The following is a 23631-nucleotide window of genomic DNA, read 5'->3' as shown; positions in this document are numbered from 1 at the left end:
AATCATATGAATCGCCGCTTACGATAGAATAAAGGCAATTTGTTTTAGGAGGAATGTTAATGAAAAAAGTGATTTATGAAGAGTACGGCATAAAGGTTCAGGATCTCAGAAAAATCGGTAATTACAATTCCTTTCGTTTGCATCAAACTGATTTTGTAATTGTCCCAATCACAAATTTAGATGAAGAAGAAATCTACGAGTTATATCAATTAAGTGAATACATGACGGAAAAAAGAGAGCCCAATATCGCCCGCATTGTATTAACGAAAAAAAACCAATTGTTTTTTGAAAAAGATAAGGTGAAATATGCGCTTGTTAAATGTTCTCCATATACCCAAGGGAGATTTCAGCAGATTGGAAGAGATTTAGCAAGGTTTCATCAAAAGGGGAGAACATATCCATATCAATTATCAAAAACTCAACGGATTGGACAGTGGAAGCATTTATGGGAGAAGCGGCTTGATCAATTAGAATCCTTTTGGAGCGGGAAAATTCATGTTCAACCGTTTACTCAGTTTGAAAAAATGTTTATTGAATCTTTTCCTTATTATTTGGGATTAGCGGAAAATGGAATTCAATATTTAGTGGATACAGAGCTAGATGAGGAAGCGCAGCCGATCGATTCAGGAACGATTTGTCACCATCGTTTTCACCCAACGACTTGGGATCCGGTTCAATGTGTAAAATTACCAACTGAATGGGTATTTGATCATGCAAGCAGAGATATTGCTGAATATTTACGCTATCTATTCTTTGAAAGGCAGGAGGAACTGCGGGTGAATGGGTTTCGCTTTTTAGATGACTATGATCGTACCGCCCCGCTCTCCGCATTTTCCTGGAGATTGATTTACAGCCGATTATTATTTCCGATCCATTATTTCGAGTGTATAGAAAACTATTATTTATCACCAGAGAACGATAAACCAATCTTTGAAGCAAGGCTTAAGGAGATTTTAACAACTTCAAATCAGTATGAGTCATTTTTAAAAAATTATTCGAACATGCTATCCATGAGAACAAAAAGGATTGTCCTCCCCACTCTGGAGTGGCTATCCTCGTAAGCTCTCGATTTGAGTGTGTGGCTGATTCAAACAGATGAATCAGTCACGGTGTTCATTCTTGTGGTAAAATAAGGGGAAACCATTTATTAACATGAGGTGATCACATTGACAAGGCCGTTTATTTTTGTGACAAGGAAATGTTCTGAAGAGCAGCTTCAACCACTTTATGAAATTGCAGAGGTTGAAATGTGGCCCGAAGAGGAGACACCTTGCCCAAGGGAATTATTACTTGAAAAAGCAAAAAAAGCTGATGCGTTATTAACTATGCTTTCAGATGCTATTGATAAACAATTATTAGATGAAGCCAAACAATTAAAAGTCGTTGCAAATTTAGCAGTTGGCTATGATAACATTGATGTCCGTTATGCAAATGAACAAGGAGTTGCTGTTTGCAATACACCGGATGTGTTAACAGATACGACAGCCGACCTGACATTTGGGTTGATTCTTGCTGCAGCACGACGGTTAATGGAGGCTAGTGATTATGTAAAAAATAATCAGTGGAAGAGCTGGGGGCCATTGCTGCTTGCTGGACATGATGTTCATCATAAGACGATTGGAATCGTTGGTATGGGGAAAATTGGACAAGCTGTTGCAAAACGGGCGACAGGTTTTGAAATGGACATTCTTTATCATAACCGTTCGAGAAATGAGGAAGCAGAATCAAGACTTGGTGCAAGCTATTCTTCACTGGATGAATTGCTGGCAAAAGCTGATTTTATTGTCTGTTTAACCCCTTTAACAGAAGAAACACGTGAGCTTTTTAATAAAGAAGCATTTAAAAAAATGAAGAACACGGCGATCTTTATCAACGTGAGCCGAGGTGCGGTCGTAAATGAGGATGACCTTTATGAGGCGTTAACAAATAATGAAATAGCAGGAGCAGGACTAGATGTCTTTTTAAACGAGCCGATTGATTCCGATCATCCTTTAGTTGGCTTAGAAAATGTCGTAGCGTTGCCGCATATTGGCAGTGCAAGTTATGAAACTAGATATACGATGATGAATCTATGTGCGGAAAATATCCTGTCTGTTTTAAAAGGGGAGGAGCCAAAAACAAAGGTAATTGCAAAATAAGTTTTTTTCTTAAAATATGTTTTGGCACATTGTAGATTTATCTTGAGGAGGCTCGCCGTACGACACGTGGAAAGAACCCTTCCTGGAAACGATCAGGAAAACTTGTAGAAACTGCCTATTAAAAAGGCAAGAGCTTTTAAAAAGATGAGTAAATAATGATAAGATATTAGTGTTTTACTATAGTGATAAATTTTTTACATAGCAAAGGCTTAGCTTTTAATGAAAAATGAGATAAAAAATATATACTTATATATCAACATAGGAAGCGTTTTCAAAATAAAAACTGAAAATTCGCCCTTGTAAAACAGTTCTCAGCATTTTATAATGACAAGTATATTAATAGTGTCTTTTATGAGGATACAACTGTACTCTCTAGATGAACATAAAGGAGTGGAAACCTGTGGAGGCAATACATGTAGGACTTTTAGGTCTTGGGACGGTTGGCAGTGGTGTTGTTAAAATTATCGAGGATCACCAAGATAAGCTTATCCATCAAGTTGGGTGTCCTGTAAAAGTGAAAAAGGTCGTAGTAAAAAATTTAAATAAAGCACGACAAGTTGAGATTAATCAAGAGATTCTAACGACAAATGTGGATGATGTTATTAAAAATCCTGATATAGATGTTGTTATTGAAGTGATGGGCGGAGTTGAAGAAACGAGGCAGCATTTAATTGAAGCATTGCAAGCAAAAAAACATGTAGTTACAGCGAATAAAGACTTAATGGCTGTATACGGAACGGAATTGCTGTCGATTGCCACTGAAAATGGCTGTGATCTTTTCTATGAGGCAAGTGTAGCAGGCGGGATCCCGATTTTACGCAGCTTAGTTGATGGCCTAGCGTCTGACAGGATTACGAAGATGATGGGGATTGTTAACGGTACAACAAACTTTATTTTAACAAAAATGACTAAGCAAGGAAGTGCATACGAGGACGTTTTAAAGGAAGCACAGGACCTTGGATTTGCAGAAGCTGATCCAACATCGGATGTAGAAGGATTGGATGCTGCCAGAAAAATGGCGATCCTAGCCCGCTTAGGTTTTTCCATGCATGTCGATTTAGAAGACGTTAAGGTAAAAGGTATCTCTTCTGTAACGGACGAAGATATCGGCTACAGCAAACGTTTAGGCTATACAATGAAGCTGATCGGAATAGCGCAAAAGGAAAGCGGAAAAATTGAAGTTGCGGTTGAGCCAACATTATTGCCGGAAGCACATCCATTAGCTGCGGTTAATGATGAATATAACGCTGTATATGTATATGGAGAAGCAGTTGGGGAAACGATGTTCTATGGTCCTGGAGCAGGAAGCCTTCCTACAGCAACATCGGTTGTATCCGATCTAGTCGGAGTCATGAAGAATATGAGACTTGATGTTAACGGAAGAAGTGCAGTGGCACCTCAATTTGAAAAGCAGCTAAAAAGCGCTGATCAAATTTATGCACAGCATTTCCTAAGAATTAGTGCAAAAGATCAAGTTGGTGCTTTCTCTCATATTACTTCTCTTTTCTCTGAAAGAGGTGTAAGCTTCGAGAAAATCCTCCAGCTTCCTATAAAAAATAGCAATCTAGCTGAAATCGTGATAGTGACACATGAAGCAGCACAAAGTGATTTTGAAGAAATTTTACAACGTTTAAATGATCTGGAAGTAGTAGAGGAAGTAAAAAGTACGTATCGAGTAGAAGGGAACGGTTCAATATGATGTGGAAGGGTCTTATTCAAGAATTTGCAGAGTTTTTACCTGTAACAGATAAAACACCAAAATTAACATTACAAGAGGGAAATACCCCGCTTATTCATTTGCCAAAGCTTTCTGAAAAGCTCGGTGTTGAATTATATGTAAAAACAGAGGGGACAAATCCGACTGGTTCATTTAAAGACCGCGGAATGGTTATGGCTGTTGCAAAAGCAAAGGAAGAGGGCAGTGATACCGTCATTTGTGCGTCAACAGGAAATACATCTGCAGCAGCAGCTGCTTATGCTGCGAGAGCAAATATGAAATGTATCGTGTTAATTCCAGATGGCAAGATTGCATTTGGAAAACTTGCACAAGCAGTTATGTACGGTGCAGAGATATATGCAATTCAAGGGAACTTCGATCATGCGTTAACAATGGTTCGCAACTTGAGTGAGAAATTACCGATTACATTAGTAAACTCAGTTAATCCAAACCGAATTGAAGGGCAAAAAACAGCAGCGTTTGAAGTCTGTGAACAGCTTGGCAGTGCTCCAGATTACCTGGCTATCCCAGTTGGAAATGCTGGTAACATTACAGCATACTGGAAAGGATTTAAAGAGTACAATGAAAAGAAGAAAACCGGCCTGCCAAAGATTCATGGCTTCCAGGCTGAAGGTGCAGCAGCGATTGTTCGCGGGGAACCAATTGAAAACCCAGAAACAGTAGCGACAGCGATTCGTATCGGAAACCCGGCTAGCTGGGAAACAGCCGTTAAAGCAAAAGAAGAGTCAAATGGAAAAATTGATTCGGTAACAGATGAAGAAATTTTAGCAGCTTATCAATTAATTGCACGTGAGGAAGGGGTGTTTGCGGAGCCTGGTTCTTGTGCTTCAATCGCCGGCCTCATCAAGCATCGTAAATTAGGATTAATTCAAGAAGGCAGCAAGGTTGTAGCTGTATTAACTGGAAATGGCTTAAAAGATCCAAATACAGCAATCGATGTTTCTGAAATCAAACCGGTTGTTCTTCCTAATGATGAAGAAGTCTTCATGCAATACTTAAACGGGGTAACAGTTCAATGAAAGAAGGCGACATGTTAAAAATTACAGTACCTGGAAGCACAGCTAATTTAGGTCCTGGATTTGACTCAATTGGGCTAGCGCTCGGTAAATATTTAACACTTGAGGTAAAGAAAGCCGATCAATTCCTATTCATCCCAATGACAGAGCATGTTAAAGATATTCCTGCCAATGAAGACAATTTAATTGCAAAGGTAGCCCTTGAGGTTGCCTCATTGCATCATCAGCAATTGCCTCCTTGCGAGGTAAAGGTTTGGAGCGATATTCCAATGGCAAGGGGAATAGGCAGCAGTGCAGCAGCTATTATTGCCGGAATTGAGCTTGCCAATCAACTTTGCAATCTGCAATTAACGAATGATGAGAAGGCACGAATCGCAAGCCTTGAAGAAGGACATCCGGATAATGTCGGGGCATCCCTATACGGCGGACTTGTTATTGGTCTTCATCAAGATGAACAAACGGAATTAGTTTGTGTAAAGGATATAGATGTTGATACGGTTGTTATTATCCCTAAATACGAGGTCTTTACAAGTGATGCCAGAAACGTCTTGCCAGAATCGCTTGATTACAAGACAGCCGTGGAAGCCAGTGCGATAAGCAATATGCTTGTAGCCGGACTGCTTTCGAACAATTGGAGGCTTGCTGGGGTAATGATGAATAAGGATCTTTTCCATCAACCGTACAGAAGCAGCCTAATCCCGGAAATTGAGGCTGTCCGTGAAAAAATTCTCGACCTTGGTGCATATGGCTCAGCCTTAAGCGGGGCTGGTCCTACTGTTATTTGTTTTACCGAAAAAGGAAAAGGTGATTATTTAGCCGAGAAGCTTGCAAGTGAGTTTTCAAACTGTGATGTTGAGCGGCTGGATATTGACTTTGAAGGATGTAAGGTTGAACAAATTTCTGAAGTAAAAAGCTAAAAAAATAGGGGCTGTCTCATTGATGAGACAGCCCCATTGTATTAGAATACCTGTTCCACTTCTACAACACCTGGTACTTCTTCTAATAATGCACGCTCTATACCTGCTTTTAAAGTGATTGTTGAGCTAGGGCAGCTGCCGCAAGCACCTAAAAGACGAAGCTTTACAATGCCATCTTCAACATCTACTAATTCACAATCTCCTCCATCACGAAGTAAGAATGGACGAAGTTTATCTAATACTTCTTGTACTTGATCAAACATTGTTGTTTCAGTCATTTTAATCGACTCCTTTCCTTGATACATATTATATTTGAATTAAAGCGAAAAATCTAATCGAAAGATTTTGGCAACCAAGCCTAATATTTATTTTACCATATTTTTGTGCTGAAAAAAATGGTCCATCACTGTACAGAGGATGGAAACATTTAAACATTTCGAATACAATGAAAGAAAAGAATGGTGGAGGGTAACTATGAAACCAGTAGAGATTTGTGTCTATGGAGCGGAAATTCTGTGTCCAAGCTGTGTGAATTTGCCATCAGCAAAAGAAACATACGAATGGTTAGATGCGGCTTTAAAACGAAAATACAAAGACCAGCATTTTACAATCACTTATATTGATATCAACCAGCCGCCAAACGATCATGAAAAGCAGGAAATGGCTGAAAAGGTCATAAATGATGAGTACTTTTACCCGCTTGTCGTCATTGAAGGCACGGTTGTGGGAGAAGGGAATCCAAGATTAAAAAGAATTTATGAAGAAATGGAATTACATGGGTATGTGAGTGAGACGGTATAAGAAAAGTGCCTGAACTTAGACACCAACCCTATGTACAAAATTTATACTTTCTTATCCAATAAAAAAGAGGATGCGAGACCATTTGGTTAGACATCCTCTTTTTTATCGTTTAAGTTGTGGATAAGCGTACAGATCCTTCTCTGAAGAGCAAGATGTGCAAGTTCAGTCAGTTGGACAATCGCCGTACTGATTATCATGCATAGATCCTGGGCTGACCAAGGTGCCCTGTGCTTTAATTCTTATCCATTATGATACTTGTACATCCAAAGTACCCCTGATTTTAATATACGCGGAACCCGGCCCATTAGCGGGCGATCGTTTACAAGGCCGAATCCCTGCTTTTTACCTAATGAACCTAATATACCTTTAAGTTTAAATGGAGGGAATGATTCTGGCAGAGGCTCTCCATTCCATTTTTTTTGTAAGACTTGAACGATTTGTTCAGCCTGTGCTTCAGCAAGCTGGGCACTCGGTGCATGCGGCAGGCTGGCACAATCTCCTACAACAAATGCATCTTCATAATTAGGAATAAAATGTTGAGGTGTTAAAACAACACGGCCTTGATTATCCTTTTCAACCTCAAGGTCCCGAACAATTTTATTAGGCTGAATTCCTGCAGTCCAAACTACGACATCACATTCAAACGGCTGATCATGGTTATAAACAATGTTAGGTTCTACCTTTGTAATATTGGCCCCATTAATAATTTCAACGCCGTGCTCGATGAACCATTTTTCAACATAGCTGCTTAAACGTTCTGGGAAGCTCGCAAGGATATGTTTTCCGCGATCAAACAGCTTTATGTTTAAATCTTTACGGCTTTCTCTCAGCTCACTGGCAAGTTCAACACCGCTTAAACCAGCCCCAACAATGGCAACAGTAGCACCTGCGCTTAAATTATTAAGGTTTTGGTAGGTATCCCGCGATTGGTCAATCGATTGGATGCTGTAAGTGTACTCTTTTGCACCTGGGACATTGTGATATTTGTCTTCACAGCCCAAACCAATAATTAAATCATCATAAGGAACAACTTCATCCTTTAAAACAATTTGCTTGTTATCAAGGTCTACTGAGGTTACTTCAGCAAATTTTGTTTGAAGTCTTGGATGTTCCGGAAATGAAACACGGATATGATGGTCAGAAATTGTACCTGCTGCAAGTGCATAATATTCTGTTTTTAAACAATGATAGGGATTTTTATCTATCAGTGTAATTTGAACATCTTCTGGCAAATGATTTGGTAATAATCTAAGGAGAATACGCATACCACCGTACCCGCCGCCAAGGATCACTAGGTTCTTCATAATCGATACCCCTTTTTCCCCACGTTTTTAATGAAATCCATAAAACAAGAAATTATACGTAAATAATTCAAAATTCCATAAAAAAGTATAACGAAATTAAGGTGAAATAACAACACATTATCAGAAAAAACGTTTTATTAATGATGAACTTTTAAAAATACATAAGATCATATTTATTGTTTACAATCCGTTAAACATTCTTGATGAAAAAATATCCCAGCCAAGTTGTATACCTTGACCTAACTATAATTGTATAATAAAGTTTGACATAAGTGTTTATTTAATTTGGCTCGGCCTAAAGAGGTGTAAAAAAATGAAGCCGATTATTGAATTTTGTATTAGCAATTTAGCAAATGGCGCACAAGCTGCTTTACAGCAACTTGAAAAAGACCCAAACTTAGATATTATTGAATACGGCTGTCTGGGATACTGTGGCAAATGCAGTCATTCTCTATATGCGTTAGTAAATGGTGAAATTGTTACAGGAAACAGCCCTGATGAGCTTGTTGAAAATATCTATACTTTTCTTGAAGAAAATCCGATGTTTTAAATAGAAGGAGCTGTGCCTTACAAAATAGCTCCTTTCCCACCTTACACTTGCCTCGAATATCCTTTAAACACCCTTTGATTCAGTAAAAGAGAAAAAGAAAAGCTCCCTACAAATAGCAGGAAGCTTTTACTTCTATAAAACGGGGGATAAAAGTATTGTGCTCATATTTCCAACATTTTATACTAATAAAAACAAAAGTTCTTGGAGGACAAAATGAATTCATTTACATTCACAAAAATGCACGGTTTAGGAAATAATTATATTTATGTAAATCAATTTGAGGAGCAGCTTGAAGAAGCTAGTTTACCTGAAATTGCTAGACAAGTATCAAATGTGTATACGGGAATTGGCTCTGATGGATTAATTTTAATTTGCCCATCAGATCAGGCACCTGTAAAAATGAGAATCTTTAATAATGATGGCTCAGAAGGGAAAAATTGCGGCAATGGTTTACGTTGTGTTGCGAAATATGCGTATGAGCATAAATTAGTAACAAGTACAGAATTTCAAATTGAAACCTTATCTGGCCTCGTTCATGCAAAAGTGCATACTGAAAATGATTCTGTCAAATTAGTGACGGTTGATATGGGGCAGCCTCGTTTAGAAAAAGCACAGATTCCGATGGCTGGAAACAGTGATGAAAAAACCATTAATGAAAAAATGGATTTTTCCGGAGAATCTTATAATGTGACAGCCGTTTCAATGGGAAATCCGCATTTGATCTTTTATGTTGATAATATTCAACATGCACCTGTAACAACATTAGGTCCTGTTGTTGAGAAAGATGAACGTTTCCCTGAAGGTGTTAATGTGGAATTTGTCGAAGTCGTGTCAAAAAATGAGCTGCATTTTAGAGTATGGGAACGCGGATCAGGTGTAACACAGGCATGTGGTACAGGCGCCTGTGCTGCTGTTGTTGCTTCCGTTTTAAACGACCAGACAACTAAAGGAGAAGAAACCACAGTCCATTTAGCTGGAGGGGACTTAAAAATAAATTGGACTCAAGAAGGAACAGTCCTAATGACCGGTCCTGCAGAAGTTATCTGTAAAGGAACCTATTATTTGAGTGAGTGACAATGAAGCTGTATACTAAAGATATAATCCTTTCATAACTGATTAAGGAGGTTATACGATGACAGATGTAGTGAAAATTACAGAAGCAGCTGCTTTTCAAATAAAAGATATGATGAAAGAGCATGAAGAAGAAAATGCCTATCTTCGTGTTGCTGTAAAGGGTGGAGGATGTAGCGGCCTATCCTACGGAATGGGGTTCGAACACGAAATTTCAGATGAAGACCAAGTCCTGGAGCAACATGGACTAACCATTCTCGTGAATAAACAAGATGCACCCATCTTAAATGGAACGACCATTGATTATAAGCAATCGATGATGGGTGGAGGCTTTACGATCGACAACCCTAACGCAATCGCCTCATGCGGCTGCGGATCGTCATTTAGAACGGCTAAAAACGCTGGTACACCAGAGGATTGTTAAGTTTGATAAACAGATCTCATTAGACTGTAGTTTTATCTACTGTTTGATGTGGTCTGTTTTTTTAATTAGCTGTTAAATGTAGTTGGCGTCTTTTATGAGAATTTCAGTGTGCTCTTGGAAATCAGTGTTTAGGAGTTCTGAATACCAGCTCTTCAGAAAGGAGATCAGGGGGCATATAGTATGGTATACACAAAAAGAGTTTTTCCTAAAGAACACCAACTAAGTAAACTTTATTTTCACAATACATAGTAGGAATTTTCATTTCTTCTATCGAATTATTATCTAAGATAATTTTTAGGAGAGTGGAGATATGAAAATTAAAGTTATTATGAATAGTGGGAAAGAATATGTGGTAGTGGAAGAAAATTATTCAGTAAATGACTTTAAAAAAACCCTTTACAATGACCGTCCAGAGGGAAGGGAATTGTTTAATGGATTTATTTACTTGGATCATGCTAAGAAAATTACGATTAATCCGACTCACATCTCCTCTATCGAAGTTTTACAAGAGTAAACACAAAGATAAAAACAAGGCTGTCTCAAAGGAATTTTTTTGAGGACAGCCTTATTTGTCATATTAATTAAACAAGCTTGTACTGTGTAATGGTTGAACTTTTGCCTTTGGATCGATGAATGCTTTTGCGTTGTTAACAGCGGTGGGGGCTTCGCCAAATCCGCTTGCAATCAGTTTCACTTTTCCTTCATACGTGCAGATGTCTCCTGCAGCATAAATTCCTTCAATATTGGTTTCCATTTTGGAGTTTACTTTGATTGAGTTCTTTTCAATTTCTAAGCCCCAATTTTTAATGGGCCCAAGGGAGGAAACAAAGCCATAGTTGATAATTAAATCATCAATTTCAAGTGCTTCTTTGCGATCTCCTTTTACTTCTTCTAATAAAATCTTTTCAATGTTTTCCTCACCGACTAACTCGGTTGGAACAAATGGTGTAAGAATATTCACTTTTGATTTTTTTAATAATTCAACACTATGTTCATGTGCTCTGAATTTATCACGTCTGTGAATAAGGCTGACGCTTTGGGCGATAGGTTCGAGCATGAGTGCCCAGTCAACAGCAGAGTCGCCTCCTCCGCAAATGGCAACACGTTTGCCGGCAAATTTGTTTAAATCATCTATAAAATAATGCAGATTTCTATTTTCGTACCTTACGGCTTCTGCTAACTCGAGCTTACGGGGTTGAAACGCTCCGTTACCTGCAGTAATAATGATTGTTTTTGTATAATGAATTTCTGAGTTTGTTGTTAGCTTAAAGATGCCATCAGCTTGTTTTTCCACATATTCTACCGACTGCCCCAGTGCGACCGTTTGTGAAAACATACCCATTTGTTCTTTTAAATTATCAACAAGCTCCTGGGCTCTCACTTTTGGGAAGCCTGCAACATCATATATGTATTTTTCAGGATATAACGCAGAAAGCTGACCGCCTAATTGTGGGAGACTTTCGATAATCTTAACACTTGCTTGTCTCATTCCTCCATAAAAGGCTGTAAACAAACCCACTGGCCCTCCGCCAATGATGGTAATATCATAAACTTTAGTATCTTCTTTCACTTGCCATCCTCCTCTTTAAAGGTGTACGGAACCTATATCAAAATCTTACCATAGGTCAATAGAGTATTTCATTTACTTTTGCTTCATTGTCCCAACTATCATATGACATTATTCGTAAGATTTCTTTGTATTTATTGTTATATTTAAGAGCTTTAAAAGTAGTGGTAAAAAAACATATAAAATTATAGATTATTTTCGGAAAAATATGTACTCCTTTGTAAGAAAAAATAACTTGAAAAAATAATTTTAAATAGTAATATGGAATATAGGCATAATTATATCTATTTCTATTTTTTTACGCTTTTTCCTTCTTTGTGTGAAGGTAAGTGAATGATTTCACAAACTTTTAACTCTTATCCTAAAATAAAATGAAGTCATTCAGAGGATGATAGTAAGAGACATTATTCGTTTTATTTCAACAATTATTAAAAAAAGGTGGTTGTATTCGGTGAGAAAGCCAAAAGTTGTCGTTTTAGGTGCAGGTTATGGTGGTTTAATTACAGTTACTCGTTTACAAAAGCAAATTGGAGTAAATGAAGCAGACATTACATTAGTGAATAAAAATGATTATCACTATGAAACAACATGGTTGCATGAAGCATCGGCTGGTACTTTACATCATGACCGTGCTCGTTATCAAATTAAGGATATTATTGATAACAGCCGCGTGAAATTTGTTAAAGATACAGTTGTGTCAATTGATAAAGAAGCAAAAAAGATTGTACTTGAAAATGGTGAAGTTGAGTATGATTATTTAGTTATTTCTTTAGGTGCACACCCTGAAACATTTGGTATTAAGGGCTTAAAAGAATATGCATTTGGTATTACAAGCATCGACTCTGCCCGCCAGTTACGTGAGCATATTGAATATCAATTTGCCACTTATAACATGGAAGCTGAGAAAAAAGATGAGCGCTTAACTATTGTTGTAGGTGGAGCGGGCTTTACTGGAATTGAATTCTTAGGCGAGTTAGGGAACAAAGTTCCTGAGCTTTGCAAAGAGTATGATATTGACTTTAAAAAAGTACGCATTATCTGTGTTGAAGCAGCACCAACTGCATTACCAGGTTTCGATCCTGAATTAGTTGAGTACGCTGTAAACCATTTACAGAAAAAAGGCGTTGAATTTAAAATCGGTACAGCGATTAAAGAATGTATCGAAGAAGGCATTGTTGTTGCAAAAGATGACAAAATGGAAACAATTAAAGCTGGAACTGTAGTATGGGCTGCAGGTGTACGCGGTAATAGCGTTGTGGAAGAAGCAGGCTTTGAAAACATGCGCGGCCGTGTAAAAGTTGATGAATTCTTACGTGCTCCAGGCCATGAAGAAGTGTTTATTATCGGAGATTGTTCATTAATTATTAATGAAGAAATCAATCGTCCTTACCCGCCAACAGCGCAAATTGCTATGCAGCAAGGTGAAACATGTGCTAAAAACCTAGCAGTTGCTATTCGCGAGCGTGGGGAAATGGAGAAATTTGCACCAGATATTAAAGGATCTGTAGCGTCTTTAGGTGAAGACGATGCAGTTGGTGTTGTATTCGGTAAAAAATTAGTGGGAACAAAAGCATCTTTCATGAAAAAAATGATCGATAACCGTGCATTATATATGGTTGGCGGACCTTCATTAGTATTGAAAAAAGGTAAGTTTAACATTTTATAATTTCGTCACGTTTTATTTAGAAAAGGACAAAGGCATCTTGCTTTTGTCCTTTTATTGTACTTTAATAAAGTATAAATTAGCAGTGAAGAAAAGTATCCAAAATAAAGTTTTAAGGGCAGCCACTCATCACGCTGCGCATTATGGGCTCTCCAGTCGGTGAGTTTTCTTTATCACTATTTGGCAAAAGGAGTTAGAAACGATGTTGAAGTCAAAACGGGGAAATGTTTGGCTGGCTGTTGCAGGGATTGTACGAAATGAAAAAGGAGAATGGCTGGTTGTAAAGAAAAAATATGGCGGGTTAAAGGGGAAATGGTCATTACCAGCTGGTTTTGTAGAACAAGGAGAAACAATTGATCAAGCGGTTGTGAGAGAAATTCGTGAGGAAACAGGAATTATGACAAAAGTTGAAGGTGTTATTGGAATTCGATCCGGTGTCATTAGAGATGTGATAAGCGACAATATGATAATCTTTAAGCTCCAAGCTGAAACCAACTCTATTATTGTTCAAGAAAAAGAGCTGGAAGAGGCTGTTTTTATTCATCCTCTACAACTTATTCATGATCCTGATGCCTCTTTATTGCTTGTGAACTTTGCTAACTCTTCCTTCGATACTGAACTTGAAAAATATGATCATCATAATCCTGGAGATCATTTTGGCTATACAGCGTATAGACTATTTTTGTAATTTTCTTAATTCTATGAAAAACAGAGCATTTAAAAGAAAATGCTCTGTGTATTCGCTTACATCAAAAAATATGTAAGATTATCTTCCTTTATAATTGTCAGAATACTTGGTATATTAACAAGACCTATTACAATTCTAAAGGAGAGACATTTATGACTACTACAACAGATGTTAAGACACAAGAATGTCCATATTGCTCTGGCAACGGTTATTTTCAGTTATTACTAGGCGGCTCCGAAACATGCAAAAGCTGCGAGGGAACAGGTAAGAAGTCATAAAACGTTCACTGACTTAGGATTGACTGTCTATCTTTCATTTTAGTACACTTAAATAGGTGTAATGGAGGTGATAGGCATGTTAAGCTTACCTGTTTTATTAATTTCAATGCTATTATTTTTAGTCTTGTTTTTTGGAATCGGATTTTTACTAAATATGCTATTACGTATGTCATGGATCATGGCAATTGTGTATCCAATTGTTTGTATCTTCATTATAGATAATGTGAAGTTCATTGAATATTTTCTAAGTCCTGGTGAATCATTTTCTGCCTTAGGCAATAAAATTGTTTCATTAGCACTTGCAGATATCCTTATTTTAGCTTGCGGCCTTGCCGGAGCCATACTTTCTGGTATCATTATTAAAATGCTTCGTAAAAGAGGCTACCAAATGTTTTAGGAATGAGAAAAGAGTAAGCGCTTTGCTAGAGAATGTAAAACTGTATATCGTTATTTTAAAACTTGTCATCAATCGAAATGGCAGGTTTTTTATTTTGTCTCGCTTAAGTTGCCTAGAGATTTTCCGCTTTCAGATGCTTGCTTTTTTAGAGGGTGAACTGGGAGTCTTAACGATGTGCTGCTGAGGGCATCTTACTTGTTCCGTTGTTTTTCGCAGGAGTCACAAGAATCCATTTAAATCATCAAGCAGAAGCATGAAATCTGAGCTTCAATATAGCTTTTATTTTAGAAATTTGCAAACTATCAATTTATTCTATATATGAATATTCTCTCATCATTCTGGGAACGATTAGATTTGTGAGAGGAGTGAATAGGAAATATATGATAAGTATAAAGAGAATCGGAAAAAGGATGTTAATGAGCCTCTTATTTTTAGGAGCATTAACAACAACATATGAAGCAATTTCAGGTTTTGAAGCAAAAGATGTTGTGCATTGGTATACTCATGATTATTCAAATCCAAGTAAAACCCCGGATATAGATAATGAAGATAACGACAATACGTTTAGATTTTTAGGCTTAACATTTAAATCGATGAAAAGTGAACCGACCGTTGGAACACAAATTTCTTCAAGTGTTGAAGCAAGCAATCGCAATGTATCACTAGAGGAGGCATTTGATTGGTCTAAATATCCTTCAAAGAAGGTTGTTGCAACGGGGTACACAGCCGGTGTTGAGTCAACAGGGAAAAATCCAAATCATCCTAGCTATGGAATTACTTATTCAGGAGTAAAGGTAAAGCGTGATTTATATTCAACTGTTGCAGCAGATATCAATGTATTTCCAATTGGAACGATTTTATTTATTCCTGAGTATGGCTATGGTGTTGTTGCTGATATAGGCGGGGCCATAAAAGGAAATCGATTAGATCTATATTATGAGACAGTAGAAGACGTATATAATAATTGGGGAAAGAAACAATTAGATGTATATGTCATCAAAATGGGCAATGGGACTTTAACCGAAGATCAGTTGGAGAGTTTGAATAATGATGAGTCAATGCAAGTTTTCAGACAAAAATTTATAAAAAATAAAACAAAGAGCTAGCACTTCTTCACTAGCTCTTTGTTTCATTTGCCTTTGGAAATAAATCAGGATGCAAAAGATGGGCAAGCTGTTTTAATCCTTCTAGCAAACGAGGTGAAGGTCTGCAAAATAATGATTCCTCTAGTAAATGGATGTGGCCGTTTTTTACAGCAAGCAGGTTAGATGCATGCTCCCTTTTTAATACATGCTCAGCCTTCATTCTCGATTGCTTTACACCTACCCATGATAAACAAATATGTTCAGGGTTTCTGTTGAATACATCTTCCCAAGTTGTTTGAACACTAGCAAGTGAGACATCATCAAAAATGTTCCTTGCTCCTGCTAATTGGCTAAGCTCTGTAAGCCAGTTGATTTTTCCGGGAGTAAAGATAGGATTTGGCCACCATTCAAAATAAACGGTTTTAGGCTTTTTAATAGTTGCAGCCAGTTGGCGATATGTATGAAGTGTGTTTTGGTATGCCTCTATGGCCTGTGCTGTTTCTTTTTCCTTTCCCATCAGGTCTCCAAGTGTTTTTATGTTTTCAGCAATATCATGAAAGGATTGAGGATGAAACACAATATGCGGGATGTTTCGTTTCTTCAACTCATCCACATTCTTCTCCATTCCAGGAACACTAAGAGAGGCAAGCACCAAGTCAGGCTTATATGTTTCTAACAGATCTATATTAATGGACAGATCAGGCCCTAGTCGCGGCAAATGGGAGATCTCCTGCGGCCAATCAGAATAATCATCCAGTGCGACAAGGTGATCGGTTAGTCCGAGATAAGCTACAAGCTCTGTATTACTTGGACAAATCGAAATGAGTCTCATAGACATCCTCCTACATCATAAAAACAAAGTATAAAAACAGAGTTAGAAGTATTCCGGTTAATCCGCCAAAAAACACTTCAATAGGCTGATGACCAAGTAACTCTTTTAACTTTTTTTGTTTATCTTGCTCCGCTTTTTTAGGCCAAACCTTTGCTTCCTCAACAAAGCGATTAAAATCAAGAACAAGCTGGTTTAAAACCGTTGCCTGTTCACCAGCATGTCTTCTTACGCCAGTTGCATCGAACATTGTAATAATGGCAAAAACAGCTGAAATAGCAAAAATGGAAGAGTCAAGGCCATGATCAAGTGCAACCCCGGTAGATAAAGCTGTAACCGCCGCAGAATGAGAGCTGGGCATCCCGCCTGTACTTGTTAGGAGGGACCAATCCAATTGCCTTGTAGCAATGAATTGGATAGGCACTTTAACAAATTGGGCAAAAAATATTGCAGCTAATGAGGAAAGTAAAGGAAAATTATAAAATAAATCCAATTGTATACCCCTTTCAAAGATGTACAGAAAACGCCATGATTAATTTTCAGGATTGTTTTTGATATGCTTAAATAGAGTCTGGCTGCTACATTTTTGTATACTGGTAGAGTAACATTTGTATCAGCTCTCTATAAGGTTTTATCAAACGATCGTTCTGCCAAAGATTTTCTTCATTATAGCACATCTTAGCAGTGTTCGATCATAATTATCAAGAAAACGGAGGTGCCGCAATTGTTTAAGGTACATAATAAATTAGAACTTAATGAAATGCATGAAACCCTTGTAATTGGGATGTTTCAGCAAAACAGTAAACTTTCAGGACTTGCTGCTGAGCTGGATCAGCAATTAGATGGACAAATCACGGGATTGATGAAAGAAGGCGACTTACCCACAAAACAGAAATCGATTACTAAATTACATACCCTGGGAAGGCTGGGAGTAAAACGCATCTTTTTTGTTGGATTAGGAAGAGAAAAGGAATTAAAATTCGATGAAGCAAGAGAAGTATTTGGAAAACTGTTCAAAACTGTTCAACAAGCTAAATTACAAAATGTCACAATTGCTTTAGAAACTTTTGTAACAGATGACTTTGACCGCAGTGAGGCTGCCTATGCTCTTGCAGAAGCATTTGCTTTATCTATTTATAAAATTGTCGATTATAAGCAAAAGTCCAACGAGCCTGAGAAGAATATTGAAAATATCAATGTGGCAGTTGATGGGGGAGAGCTGGATGAAATAAAATCGGCATTAGAAATAGGCTATGCATTCGGAAATGGAGCAAACAGTGCAAGAACGTTAACAAACATGCCTCCTAATCTTTTAACAGCAACAGAATTAGCAAACTATGCAATAGAATTAGCAAACAAATATCAATTTGAGTATGAAATACTTGAGAAGGAAGAAATGGAAAAGCTCGGTATGGGGGCTCTGCTGGCTGTCAATCAAGGGTCCGAAGAACCGCCAAAAATGATTGTATTGAAATATCAAGGAAAAGAAGATTGGACAGATGTAATAGGCTTAGTTGGCAAAGGGATTACCTATGATACAGGCGGCTATTCAATTAAACCGAAAGCTGGCATCGTAGGCATGAAAACCGATATGGGCGGCGCTGCAGCAGTGTTAGGTGCAATGGAGATCATTGGAGAAATCAGACCTGAACAAAATGTTGTAGCTGTCATTCCTTCAACAGACAATATGATTAGCGGCAAAGCATTTAAACCAGATGATGTGATTGTGTCGTTAAGCGGAAAAACGATTGAGGTATTAAATACGGATGCAGAAGGCAGATTAGCTCTTGCTGACGGAATTACGTATGCTAAGCACCATGGTGCTAATTATTTAGTGGATGTTGCAACTTTAACAGGCGGTGTCATCATTGCATTAGGGAACGACACAACTGGTGCTATGACGAATAATGAACAATTATTCGAACAAGTACTGCAAGCCTCTCATGAATGTGCAGAGCCAATTTGGCGCCTGCCGATTACAGAAAAAGATAAAAAACGTGTTCGAAACAGTAAAATGGCTGATCTAAATAATTCACCAGGCCGTGAAGGACATCCAATTATGGCCGGAACATTTTTAGGTGAGTTCGCGGAAAGTACGCCATGGGTTCACCTGGATATCGCTGGCACGGCTACAACATCAAAGGAAACTGATCTTGGTCCTTTAGGAGCAACAGGTGTAATGGCAAGAACATTAGCAGCGTTCGTTGAACGCTTTGAAACAGAAAATCGGCTGTAAAGGCCGATTTTTTTCGTCCAATAAATAGTCATTGCTAGAAAAAATGAAGAGGTTGCTAGAAAAAATCGTAAAGTTGCAAGAAAAGATGAAGAAGTTGCTAGAAAAAATCGTAAAGTTGCAAGAAAACATTAAGAAGTTGCTAGAATAAATTAAAAAGTTGCGAGAAAAGGTAGAATTTCCGATAAAATCTTTCATAAAATGGTGAGAAAATGGCTATGCGCTCTTCCTTTAGTCTGCTATTAACATAAAATTCCGTTGACATGATGAAAAAGAGTGTGATAAATTAAAAACTGTTGTTTTTATTTCTCTACCATATTAGCAAACTAAAGGATTTTTGGGGGTTTTATTGTTGAATGCTGTAGTAATAGCTGTCATAGTAATGCTCATTTTGAGTTTATTAAGAATAAATGTGGTGTTCGCACTAATTGTTGGGTCCTTTGTTGGCGGACTAACAGGGGGATTAGATGTCGCAACAACGATCGAAACATTTACCAGCGGCTTAGGTGCTAATGCAACGGTTGCTCTTAGTTATGCTTTGTTAGGTGCATTTGCAGTTGCTATCTCAAAAACAGGGTTGCCAGATGCGATGGTTTCAAGTGCGATCAAGCTTGTCGGTCGTGAAGGGGAGACAAAACGAAAAACACTCTCTAAGGTACTTATCGTTTTCATGATTTTAATCATGGCGATTTTTTCACAAAATGTGATCCCTGTCCATATCGCCTTTATACCTGTTCTGATTCCACCGTTATTAAAGGTGTTTAATGAGCTCCAATTGGATCGCAGATTAATTGCATCTGTCTTAACATTTGGCTTAATTACACCTTATATGTTTTTACCAGTTGGATTTGGCGCGATCTTCCACGGAATTATGCAGCAAAACATGGAGGAAAGCGGCTTAACCGTGTCTTTGGCAGATATTCCAAACGCTATGGCTATTCCTGCTATTGGAATGGTTGTAGGACTTTTGGTAGCGGTATTCTTCTCTTATCGCAAAAAAAGATCTTATGAAACTCGTGAACTAGCAGGAAAAGAAATCACACAACCATATACGAAAAAATCTCTAACTGTTGCAATTGTTTCAATTATTGCCTCTCTTTCTGTTCAGCTTTTTCTTTCCCAAAAGCTTGAAGTGGACGGAATGATTTTTGGCGCCTTAGCCGGTTTAATTGTTTTGTATATTGGGGGTACCCTTAAACGTAAAGAGGCGGATGTTGTTGTAACAAATGGAATAAAAATGATGGCATTTATTGGATTTGTCATGATTACTGCTTCCGGCTTTGCAAGTGTTTTAAATAAAACAGGTCATGTTGAACTGCTGGTAGAAGATTCCGTAACAATTATTAATGGCAGCCAGGCGATTGGTGCGTTATTAATGCTAATCGTAGGTTTGCTTGTCACCATGGGGATTGGTTCTTCTTTTTCAACGATTCCGATCATTACGACCATCTTTGTTCCTTTATGTCTGGAACTGGGCTTTAGCCCAATGGCAACGATCGCTATTGTTGGGACTGCAGGAGCTTTAGGTGATGCAGGCTCACCTGCGTCAGACAGTACGCTTGGACCAACATCTGGCTTATCTGCTGATGGGAACCACAATCACATATGGGATACATGTGTACCAACATTTATTCACTATAATATCCCGTTGATTATCTTTGGCTGGATTGCAGCACTTATATTATAAAAACAAAAAGGCTGAGGCTGTCTCTAAAATAAGGGGGTGACCCTTTTTAGACAGCCTCAGCTTTTTCATTCTATCGGTAATGTTTAATTCTCTCCAGTAACTCCTCATCATCCCATTCCAGTATTGTTTCTGCCAGGTCGGGATTCTTTTCTAAGACTTCTTTTTCCAGCTGTTCTCTTTCTTTTATATCTAAAAAATATTTTTTAACCAAGATTGCTTTCATTGTGTTCACACCCTCATCATAGACTCTACTATTTTTATGGTCAAAGCTAGTATCAATTATACATTTAAAATGGAAAAATAGTAAAAAAGTATGAATGCGAGGGATTTCGACAATCCTTACTCTTGTCCTCAGTGTTTTCCCCATTGTATCATTAAATTATCCTGCTATATTAGGAGGGAGTTTGTTGACCTGGGTAAAGGAACATAAGCTAATTGTTGGATGTGTAATTGTTCTTATCATTTGTTTAGGATACTATGGAATCATCTTAGTAGATAGGGTTGATCAAAAAGCAGTCTCTTCTTCTGCACAAGCTACACCAACAGAGGATAACAAGTCTTCAGCTTCACAACATTCAAATTCGAAAGCGGTAACAGAAAATCCTTTTGATAATGGGAACTCAAGCTTTACAGAGGATGAGATTCTTCATTATATGCACGGAATGTCACATCAAAAGGTTGAAGCAGAAGAAAAATGGATTCATTATGAAATGACTGCTGAACGAATTCAATTTTTACTAAATATGATTGAGAATGGACGCTATGAAAATGAGGATCTCTTTTTAGACATTCTAAATCGCTGGGCTAAGGACGACTTCTCCCAAGCAGATAAGGACCATAATGCAGTTTGGAATTTACAAGGCGGAACGATTGGAAAAGCGAAAGGAGTATTATCTCCCGAGGAAGAAAAGCAGTACTTAGAGGATTATAAGGGTAAAATAAAATAGAGAAGACAGCCAAAATGGCTGTCTTATTATAGTTAAGCAGCGATTCGTCTATTTGCTCCCCGAGTTACAGCGAAATATATTCTCGGTGCGATCAGTGCGCCTAAAATGGTGAATGCGGCGTCCTTAACGATAAACCAAGCCATTACTCCCCAAGCTGCTCCATAAGACATCGGGGCGCCCATCCAAACATTTAATGCAAGCCACATATAGGTTGTGCCGATTACATAAATAAGGGAAATCCCCACAACGGATGCCGTAAAAAACGTTGCCTGTTTTTTAACATTGCTTAATTCGATTACTTTTCCAACAGCATATGCCGTAATAATATAGGAAAGAATAAATCCGCCAGTACTGCCAAAAATTACGCCGATTCCTCCACTGAACTGAGCAAAAACAGGGGCGCCTGCAATACCTATTAACGCATAAATCGTCATGGATAATGCGCCAAGTCTGCTTCCTAAAAGGAGGCCAGCTAAAATACAGAAAAACGGCTGCATCGATAAAGGAACGTTTGCGATTTGAAGAAATGGCGCCCAGGATGTAATATTTGCACCAACAGCCATTAAAGCAGCAAACATACCAACCAATGTAATATCATATGTAGTTAATTTTCTCTTCATCGTGATCCCCCTAACATGTTAAGATCTCTTAAAGAAAGAATAATCGAGGACGTTAAGTATGTCAACTTAATTTTAATTAAGGTTAACTAAAAAGGAGGGTATGAGTAAAATGTATTTTGGGAAAAAAAGAAGAACACATCCAACAGATCGAGTACCTCCGAATCAAAATGTAACGACAAAGATGCCTGTTTTGCATGCCGGGAATGTACCCTATTATGAGGATATTTCAAAATGGAATTTACAAATCTATGGTTTAGTGGAACACCCAAAGCTGTATACACTCAACGATATCATGACATTATTTCCGCAAGTCGATCTTTCCAATGATATTCACTGTGTGACAGGCTGGTCAAAACTTGATGCCAGCTGGCAAGGAGTTAGAACAATGGACATAATAAAGGACGTAAACATAAAGGATTACGCTCATTATGTCATTTTACATGCTGAAGAAGGATGGACAACAAATCTGTCCATTGAAGATTTCTTAAAGGAAACAAGCCTGCTTGCCCATTCCTTTAACAATGAACCACTTACACCTGAACATGGATTTCCGCTAAGAGGCGTATTCCCGCATCTCTACTTTTGGAAAAGTGCGAAATGGCTCCGCGGGATTCAGTTTACAGAGCATAATCATCCTGGTTTTTGGGAGCGGAACGGATATCATATGAAGGGGGATCCATGGAAGGAGGAAAGATACGCTTTTGATTAATGCACAATGTCAGCATGTTTGAACTCAAGTAAAGGAGCACTGCCTGGACAGCCAGAAGGTTTTTGGATGACATCTATTATGATTTTCGAAATAATATTCGATTTTCGTATGAATAATTATTGCAGTTATCCTTCAATTGTAGCTGAAAAAGTTCTATCTGTTAATGATCAAAAGGAGTATTGATATTTTAAAGGGCTTGAACCAATTCAAGCTCTTATTCTTTTCATTCATTTAAATCATTGCGATAATCACTACTTATTAATTGATATCGACTCTTAAAATATCCTCGATCTTTAAAATATATTTTTCTTGATGAAAACCTAAGATTCTAACTTCTTTCTTTACTTCATCTAAAAAGTGAATATATCCGATATATAGTTTTATATCTCCATTTTCATAATAAGTAAAAACGAGCTCTTTATTTAATTCCATTGCTTCACAAATCGTATGATTAATCTTTTCTAGCTGATGTTCATCATTAATAGGTTTTTCTATCTTATAAATACACTTCTCATCTTCTCTAACTAAATTAACATGTTCTGGCAGAGTCAATGATGTCCACTTAATTGATCCTCGATCTTTAATCATGTTTACCATTCCCTTAATGAATATTATATCCTTATTATACGAAAACATGTTCGATTTTCCAGTATAAAATGAACGTATGTTTGCATATAATATGAATTAAGGAGCTGATAAATATGAATGGCCTATTTCAACATTCAAAAGAAGAAAAATTACCAATTGAAATAATCTATATTTCGAATGCCGGAGAAATTACGCTTCGTACTATCATTGTGAAGGAAATTAATGGCGGGTATATAAAAGCTTTTTGTCTATTAAAACAACAACCACGTTTATTTAGTCGCTCAAATATTTTATCAGCTTCAAAATTACGGAGAAAGAATACTGTAAATTTTGCATAGAATAATCTCCTCATAAAGTCGGTTTATTTAAATACTGACCAAA

General features: G+C 37.6%; 28 protein-coding genes. 20 read left to right on the top strand and 8 right to left on the bottom strand.

The genetic code is table 11. The features are described 5' to 3' along the window. The first annotated feature begins 59 nt into the window (after positions 1-59). The 5 genes from yutH to thrB all read left to right on the top strand — a co-directional run bounded on the left by yutH (position 60) and on the right by thrB (position 5809). Entirely contained in the window at positions 60-1061 is a 1002-nt protein-coding gene (gene yutH, locus WQ54_RS03705) for a spore coat putative kinase YutH (RefSeq protein ID WP_046512321.1), read from the top strand. Between the two features lie 105 nt (positions 1062-1166). Further along, positions 1167-2138 (top strand): D-glycerate dehydrogenase, encoded by a 972-nt coding sequence (locus WQ54_RS03700; protein ID WP_046512318.1) that lies wholly within the window; start codon positions 1167-1169, stop codon positions 2136-2138. Positions 2139-2538: 400 nt separating this feature from the next. Next, positions 2539-3837, top strand: a complete 1299-nt coding sequence (locus WQ54_RS03695; protein ID WP_156177679.1) for a homoserine dehydrogenase — start codon at positions 2539-2541, stop codon at positions 3835-3837. Further along, positions 3837-4895 (top strand): threonine synthase, encoded by a 1059-nt coding sequence (gene thrC / locus WQ54_RS03690; RefSeq protein ID WP_046512746.1) that lies wholly within the window; start codon positions 3837-3839, stop codon positions 4893-4895. The genes WQ54_RS03695 and thrC overlap by 1 nt, the downstream gene beginning before the upstream one ends. Continuing rightward, positions 4892-5809 (top strand): homoserine kinase, encoded by a 918-nt coding sequence (thrB, locus tag WQ54_RS03685; protein ID WP_046512314.1) that lies wholly within the window; start codon positions 4892-4894, stop codon positions 5807-5809. The genes thrC and thrB overlap by 4 nt, the downstream gene beginning before the upstream one ends. A gap of 41 nt (positions 5810-5850) precedes the next feature. Here thrB and WQ54_RS03680 read toward each other — a convergent pair whose 3' ends face one another. Beyond that, entirely contained in the window at positions 5851-6114 is a 264-nt protein-coding gene (locus WQ54_RS03680; RefSeq protein WP_231597440.1) for a NifU family protein, read from the bottom strand. 169 nt (positions 6115-6283) lie between these two features. Between WQ54_RS03680 and WQ54_RS03675 the strand changes: the two genes are divergently transcribed. Continuing rightward, on the top strand, positions 6284-6610 hold the full coding sequence (locus tag WQ54_RS03675) for a YuzD family protein (protein ID WP_046512308.1): 327 nt from the start codon (positions 6284-6286) through the stop codon (positions 6608-6610). Positions 6611-6849: 239 nt separating this feature from the next. Here the strand turns inward: WQ54_RS03675 and WQ54_RS03670 are convergent, their stop codons facing one another. Further along, entirely contained in the window at positions 6850-7914 is a 1065-nt protein-coding gene (locus tag WQ54_RS03670) for an NAD(P)/FAD-dependent oxidoreductase (protein ID WP_046512305.1), read from the bottom strand. A 313-nt stretch (positions 7915-8227) separates the two neighbouring features. On the opposite strand from WQ54_RS03670, the gene WQ54_RS03665 reads away from it, so the two are divergent. The 4 genes from WQ54_RS03665 (at position 8228) to WQ54_RS03650 (ending at position 10473) form a co-directional block, all read left to right on the top strand. Then, positions 8228-8464, top strand: coding sequence for a YuzB family protein (locus WQ54_RS03665; protein ID WP_046512304.1), 237 nt, complete (start codon positions 8228-8230; stop codon positions 8462-8464). A gap of 213 nt (positions 8465-8677) precedes the next feature. Continuing rightward, complete coding sequence (dapF, locus tag WQ54_RS03660) at positions 8678-9538, top strand: diaminopimelate epimerase (RefSeq protein ID WP_046512301.1); 861 nt, start codon at positions 8678-8680, stop codon at positions 9536-9538. 58 nt (positions 9539-9596) lie between these two features. After that, the gene (locus tag WQ54_RS03655; protein WP_046512298.1) at positions 9597-9959 is read left to right on the top strand and encodes an iron-sulfur cluster assembly accessory protein; all 363 of its coding nucleotides are present in this window, start codon (positions 9597-9599) and stop codon (positions 9957-9959) included. A gap of 310 nt (positions 9960-10269) precedes the next feature. Next, complete coding sequence (locus WQ54_RS03650; protein WP_046512295.1) at positions 10270-10473, top strand: hypothetical protein; 204 nt, start codon at positions 10270-10272, stop codon at positions 10471-10473. 63 nt (positions 10474-10536) lie between these two features. Here the strand turns inward: WQ54_RS03650 and yumC are convergent, their stop codons facing one another. After that, positions 10537-11529: a ferredoxin--NADP reductase 2 gene (gene yumC / locus WQ54_RS03645; RefSeq protein ID WP_046512293.1), complete on the bottom strand. Its 993-nt coding sequence runs from the start codon at positions 11527-11529 to the stop codon at positions 10537-10539. Positions 11530-11977: 448 nt separating this feature from the next. Between yumC and WQ54_RS03640 the strand changes: the two genes are divergently transcribed. The 5 genes from WQ54_RS03640 (at position 11978) to WQ54_RS03625 (ending at position 15658) form a co-directional block, all read left to right on the top strand. Then, positions 11978-13192 (top strand): NAD(P)/FAD-dependent oxidoreductase, encoded by a 1215-nt coding sequence (locus WQ54_RS03640; protein WP_046512290.1) that lies wholly within the window; start codon positions 11978-11980, stop codon positions 13190-13192. Between the two features lie 199 nt (positions 13193-13391). Next, the gene (locus WQ54_RS03635) at positions 13392-13877 is read left to right on the top strand and encodes an NUDIX domain-containing protein (RefSeq protein ID WP_046512287.1); all 486 of its coding nucleotides are present in this window, start codon (positions 13392-13394) and stop codon (positions 13875-13877) included. A 152-nt stretch (positions 13878-14029) separates the two neighbouring features. Further along, complete coding sequence (locus WQ54_RS34200; protein ID WP_197089529.1) at positions 14030-14155, top strand: YuiA family protein; 126 nt, start codon at positions 14030-14032, stop codon at positions 14153-14155. Between the two features lie 76 nt (positions 14156-14231). Beyond that, on the top strand, positions 14232-14552 hold the full coding sequence (locus tag WQ54_RS03630; RefSeq protein ID WP_046512283.1) for a YuiB family protein: 321 nt from the start codon (positions 14232-14234) through the stop codon (positions 14550-14552). Positions 14553-14932: 380 nt separating this feature from the next. Next, positions 14933-15658, top strand: a complete 726-nt coding sequence (locus WQ54_RS03625; protein ID WP_046512279.1) for a 3D domain-containing protein — start codon at positions 14933-14935, stop codon at positions 15656-15658. Between the two features lie 10 nt (positions 15659-15668). Here WQ54_RS03625 and WQ54_RS03620 read toward each other — a convergent pair whose 3' ends face one another. After that, complete coding sequence (locus WQ54_RS03620) at positions 15669-16469, bottom strand: cobalamin-binding protein (protein ID WP_046512276.1); 801 nt, start codon at positions 16467-16469, stop codon at positions 15669-15671. 10 nt (positions 16470-16479) lie between these two features. Next, a complete protein-coding gene (locus WQ54_RS03615; RefSeq protein ID WP_046512273.1) occupies positions 16480-16959 on the bottom strand; it encodes a divergent PAP2 family protein in 480 nt (159 codons plus the stop codon). 231 nt (positions 16960-17190) lie between these two features. Here WQ54_RS03615 and WQ54_RS03610 point away from each other — a divergent pair, with 231 nt between their 5' ends. Together WQ54_RS03610 and WQ54_RS03605 are read left to right on the top strand one after the other, a co-directional pair. Continuing rightward, positions 17191-18702, top strand: a complete 1512-nt coding sequence (locus tag WQ54_RS03610) for a leucyl aminopeptidase (protein ID WP_046512269.1) — start codon at positions 17191-17193, stop codon at positions 18700-18702. 349 nt (positions 18703-19051) lie between these two features. After that, positions 19052-20386, top strand: a complete 1335-nt coding sequence (locus WQ54_RS03605) for a Na+/H+ antiporter family protein (RefSeq protein ID WP_046512266.1) — start codon at positions 19052-19054, stop codon at positions 20384-20386. A 70-nt stretch (positions 20387-20456) separates the two neighbouring features. On the opposite strand, the gene WQ54_RS33365 is transcribed toward WQ54_RS03605, so the two are convergent. Further along, positions 20457-20609: a hypothetical protein gene (locus WQ54_RS33365; protein WP_156177676.1), complete on the bottom strand. Its 153-nt coding sequence runs from the start codon at positions 20607-20609 to the stop codon at positions 20457-20459. A gap of 184 nt (positions 20610-20793) precedes the next feature. On the opposite strand from WQ54_RS33365, the gene WQ54_RS03600 reads away from it, so the two are divergent. Then, complete coding sequence (locus tag WQ54_RS03600; RefSeq protein WP_052737642.1) at positions 20794-21333, top strand: DUF6241 domain-containing protein; 540 nt, start codon at positions 20794-20796, stop codon at positions 21331-21333. A gap of 32 nt (positions 21334-21365) precedes the next feature. Here WQ54_RS03600 and WQ54_RS03595 read toward each other — a convergent pair whose 3' ends face one another. Continuing rightward, positions 21366-21953 carry a biotin transporter BioY gene (locus tag WQ54_RS03595; RefSeq protein ID WP_046512259.1) on the bottom strand — a complete coding sequence of 196 codons (588 nt, stop codon included), beginning with the start codon at positions 21951-21953 and terminating at the stop codon, positions 21366-21368. 109 nt (positions 21954-22062) lie between these two features. Between WQ54_RS03595 and WQ54_RS03590 the strand changes: the two genes are divergently transcribed. Further along, positions 22063-22662, top strand: a complete 600-nt coding sequence (locus WQ54_RS03590; RefSeq protein WP_046512257.1) for a sulfite oxidase-like oxidoreductase — start codon at positions 22063-22065, stop codon at positions 22660-22662. A 258-nt stretch (positions 22663-22920) separates the two neighbouring features. Here the strand turns inward: WQ54_RS03590 and WQ54_RS03585 are convergent, their stop codons facing one another. Then, positions 22921-23250 carry a YolD-like family protein gene (locus WQ54_RS03585; RefSeq protein ID WP_046512743.1) on the bottom strand — a complete coding sequence of 110 codons (330 nt, stop codon included), beginning with the start codon at positions 23248-23250 and terminating at the stop codon, positions 22921-22923. 113 nt (positions 23251-23363) lie between these two features. Between WQ54_RS03585 and WQ54_RS03580 the strand changes: the two genes are divergently transcribed. Continuing rightward, entirely contained in the window at positions 23364-23588 is a 225-nt protein-coding gene (locus tag WQ54_RS03580) for a hypothetical protein (protein WP_046512254.1), read from the top strand. Positions 23589-23631 lie beyond the last annotated feature (43 nt).

Origin of the sequence: Bacillus sp. SA1-12 (assembly GCF_000981385.1) — a bacterium.
Lineage (GTDB): Bacteria > Bacillota > Bacilli > Bacillales > Bacillaceae > Metabacillus.
This window is presented reverse-complemented; position numbering and strand designations above follow the sequence as displayed.

Bases quoted from the DNA above. Each gene is read 5' to 3' on its own strand.
- WQ54_RS03630 (WP_046512283.1), top strand. From the start codon at position 14,232: ATGTTAAGCTTACCTGTTTTATTAATTTCAATGCTATTATTTTTAGTC.
- WQ54_RS03625 (WP_046512279.1), top strand. From the start codon at position 14,933: ATGATAAGTATAAAGAGAATCGGAAAAAGGATGTTAATGAGCCTCTTA.
- yutH (WP_046512321.1), top strand. From the start codon at position 60: ATGAAAAAAGTGATTTATGAAGAGTACGGCATAAAGGTTCAGGATCTC.
- WQ54_RS03580 (WP_046512254.1), top strand. From the start codon at position 23,364: ATGAATGGCCTATTTCAACATTCAAAAGAAGAAAAATTACCAATTGAA.
- WQ54_RS03585 (WP_046512743.1), bottom strand. From the start codon at position 23,250: ATGATTAAAGATCGAGGATCAATTAAGTGGACATCATTGACTCTGCCA.
- WQ54_RS03590 (WP_046512257.1), top strand. From the start codon at position 22,063: ATGTATTTTGGGAAAAAAAGAAGAACACATCCAACAGATCGAGTACCT.
- WQ54_RS03665 (WP_046512304.1), top strand. From the start codon at position 8,228: ATGAAGCCGATTATTGAATTTTGTATTAGCAATTTAGCAAATGGCGCA.
- thrB (WP_046512314.1), top strand. From the start codon at position 4,892: ATGAAAGAAGGCGACATGTTAAAAATTACAGTACCTGGAAGCACAGCT.
- thrC (WP_046512746.1), top strand. From the start codon at position 3,837: ATGTGGAAGGGTCTTATTCAAGAATTTGCAGAGTTTTTACCTGTAACA.
- WQ54_RS03595 (WP_046512259.1), bottom strand. From the start codon at position 21,953: ATGAAGAGAAAATTAACTACATATGATATTACATTGGTTGGTATGTTT.
- WQ54_RS03680 (WP_231597440.1), bottom strand. From the start codon at position 6,114: ATGTATCAAGGAAAGGAGTCGATTAAAATGACTGAAACAACAATGTTT.
- WQ54_RS03670 (WP_046512305.1), bottom strand. From the start codon at position 7,914: ATGAAGAACCTAGTGATCCTTGGCGGCGGGTACGGTGGTATGCGTATT.
- WQ54_RS33365 (WP_156177676.1), bottom strand. From the start codon at position 20,609: ATGAAAGCAATCTTGGTTAAAAAATATTTTTTAGATATAAAAGAAAGA.
- WQ54_RS03650 (WP_046512295.1), top strand. From the start codon at position 10,270: ATGAAAATTAAAGTTATTATGAATAGTGGGAAAGAATATGTGGTAGTG.
- dapF (WP_046512301.1), top strand. From the start codon at position 8,678: ATGAATTCATTTACATTCACAAAAATGCACGGTTTAGGAAATAATTAT.
- WQ54_RS03675 (WP_046512308.1), top strand. From the start codon at position 6,284: ATGAAACCAGTAGAGATTTGTGTCTATGGAGCGGAAATTCTGTGTCCA.
- WQ54_RS03620 (WP_046512276.1), bottom strand. From the start codon at position 16,469: ATGAGACTCATTTCGATTTGTCCAAGTAATACAGAGCTTGTAGCTTAT.
- WQ54_RS03655 (WP_046512298.1), top strand. From the start codon at position 9,597: ATGACAGATGTAGTGAAAATTACAGAAGCAGCTGCTTTTCAAATAAAA.
- WQ54_RS34200 (WP_197089529.1), top strand. From the start codon at position 14,030: ATGACTACTACAACAGATGTTAAGACACAAGAATGTCCATATTGCTCT.
- WQ54_RS03635 (WP_046512287.1), top strand. From the start codon at position 13,392: ATGTTGAAGTCAAAACGGGGAAATGTTTGGCTGGCTGTTGCAGGGATT.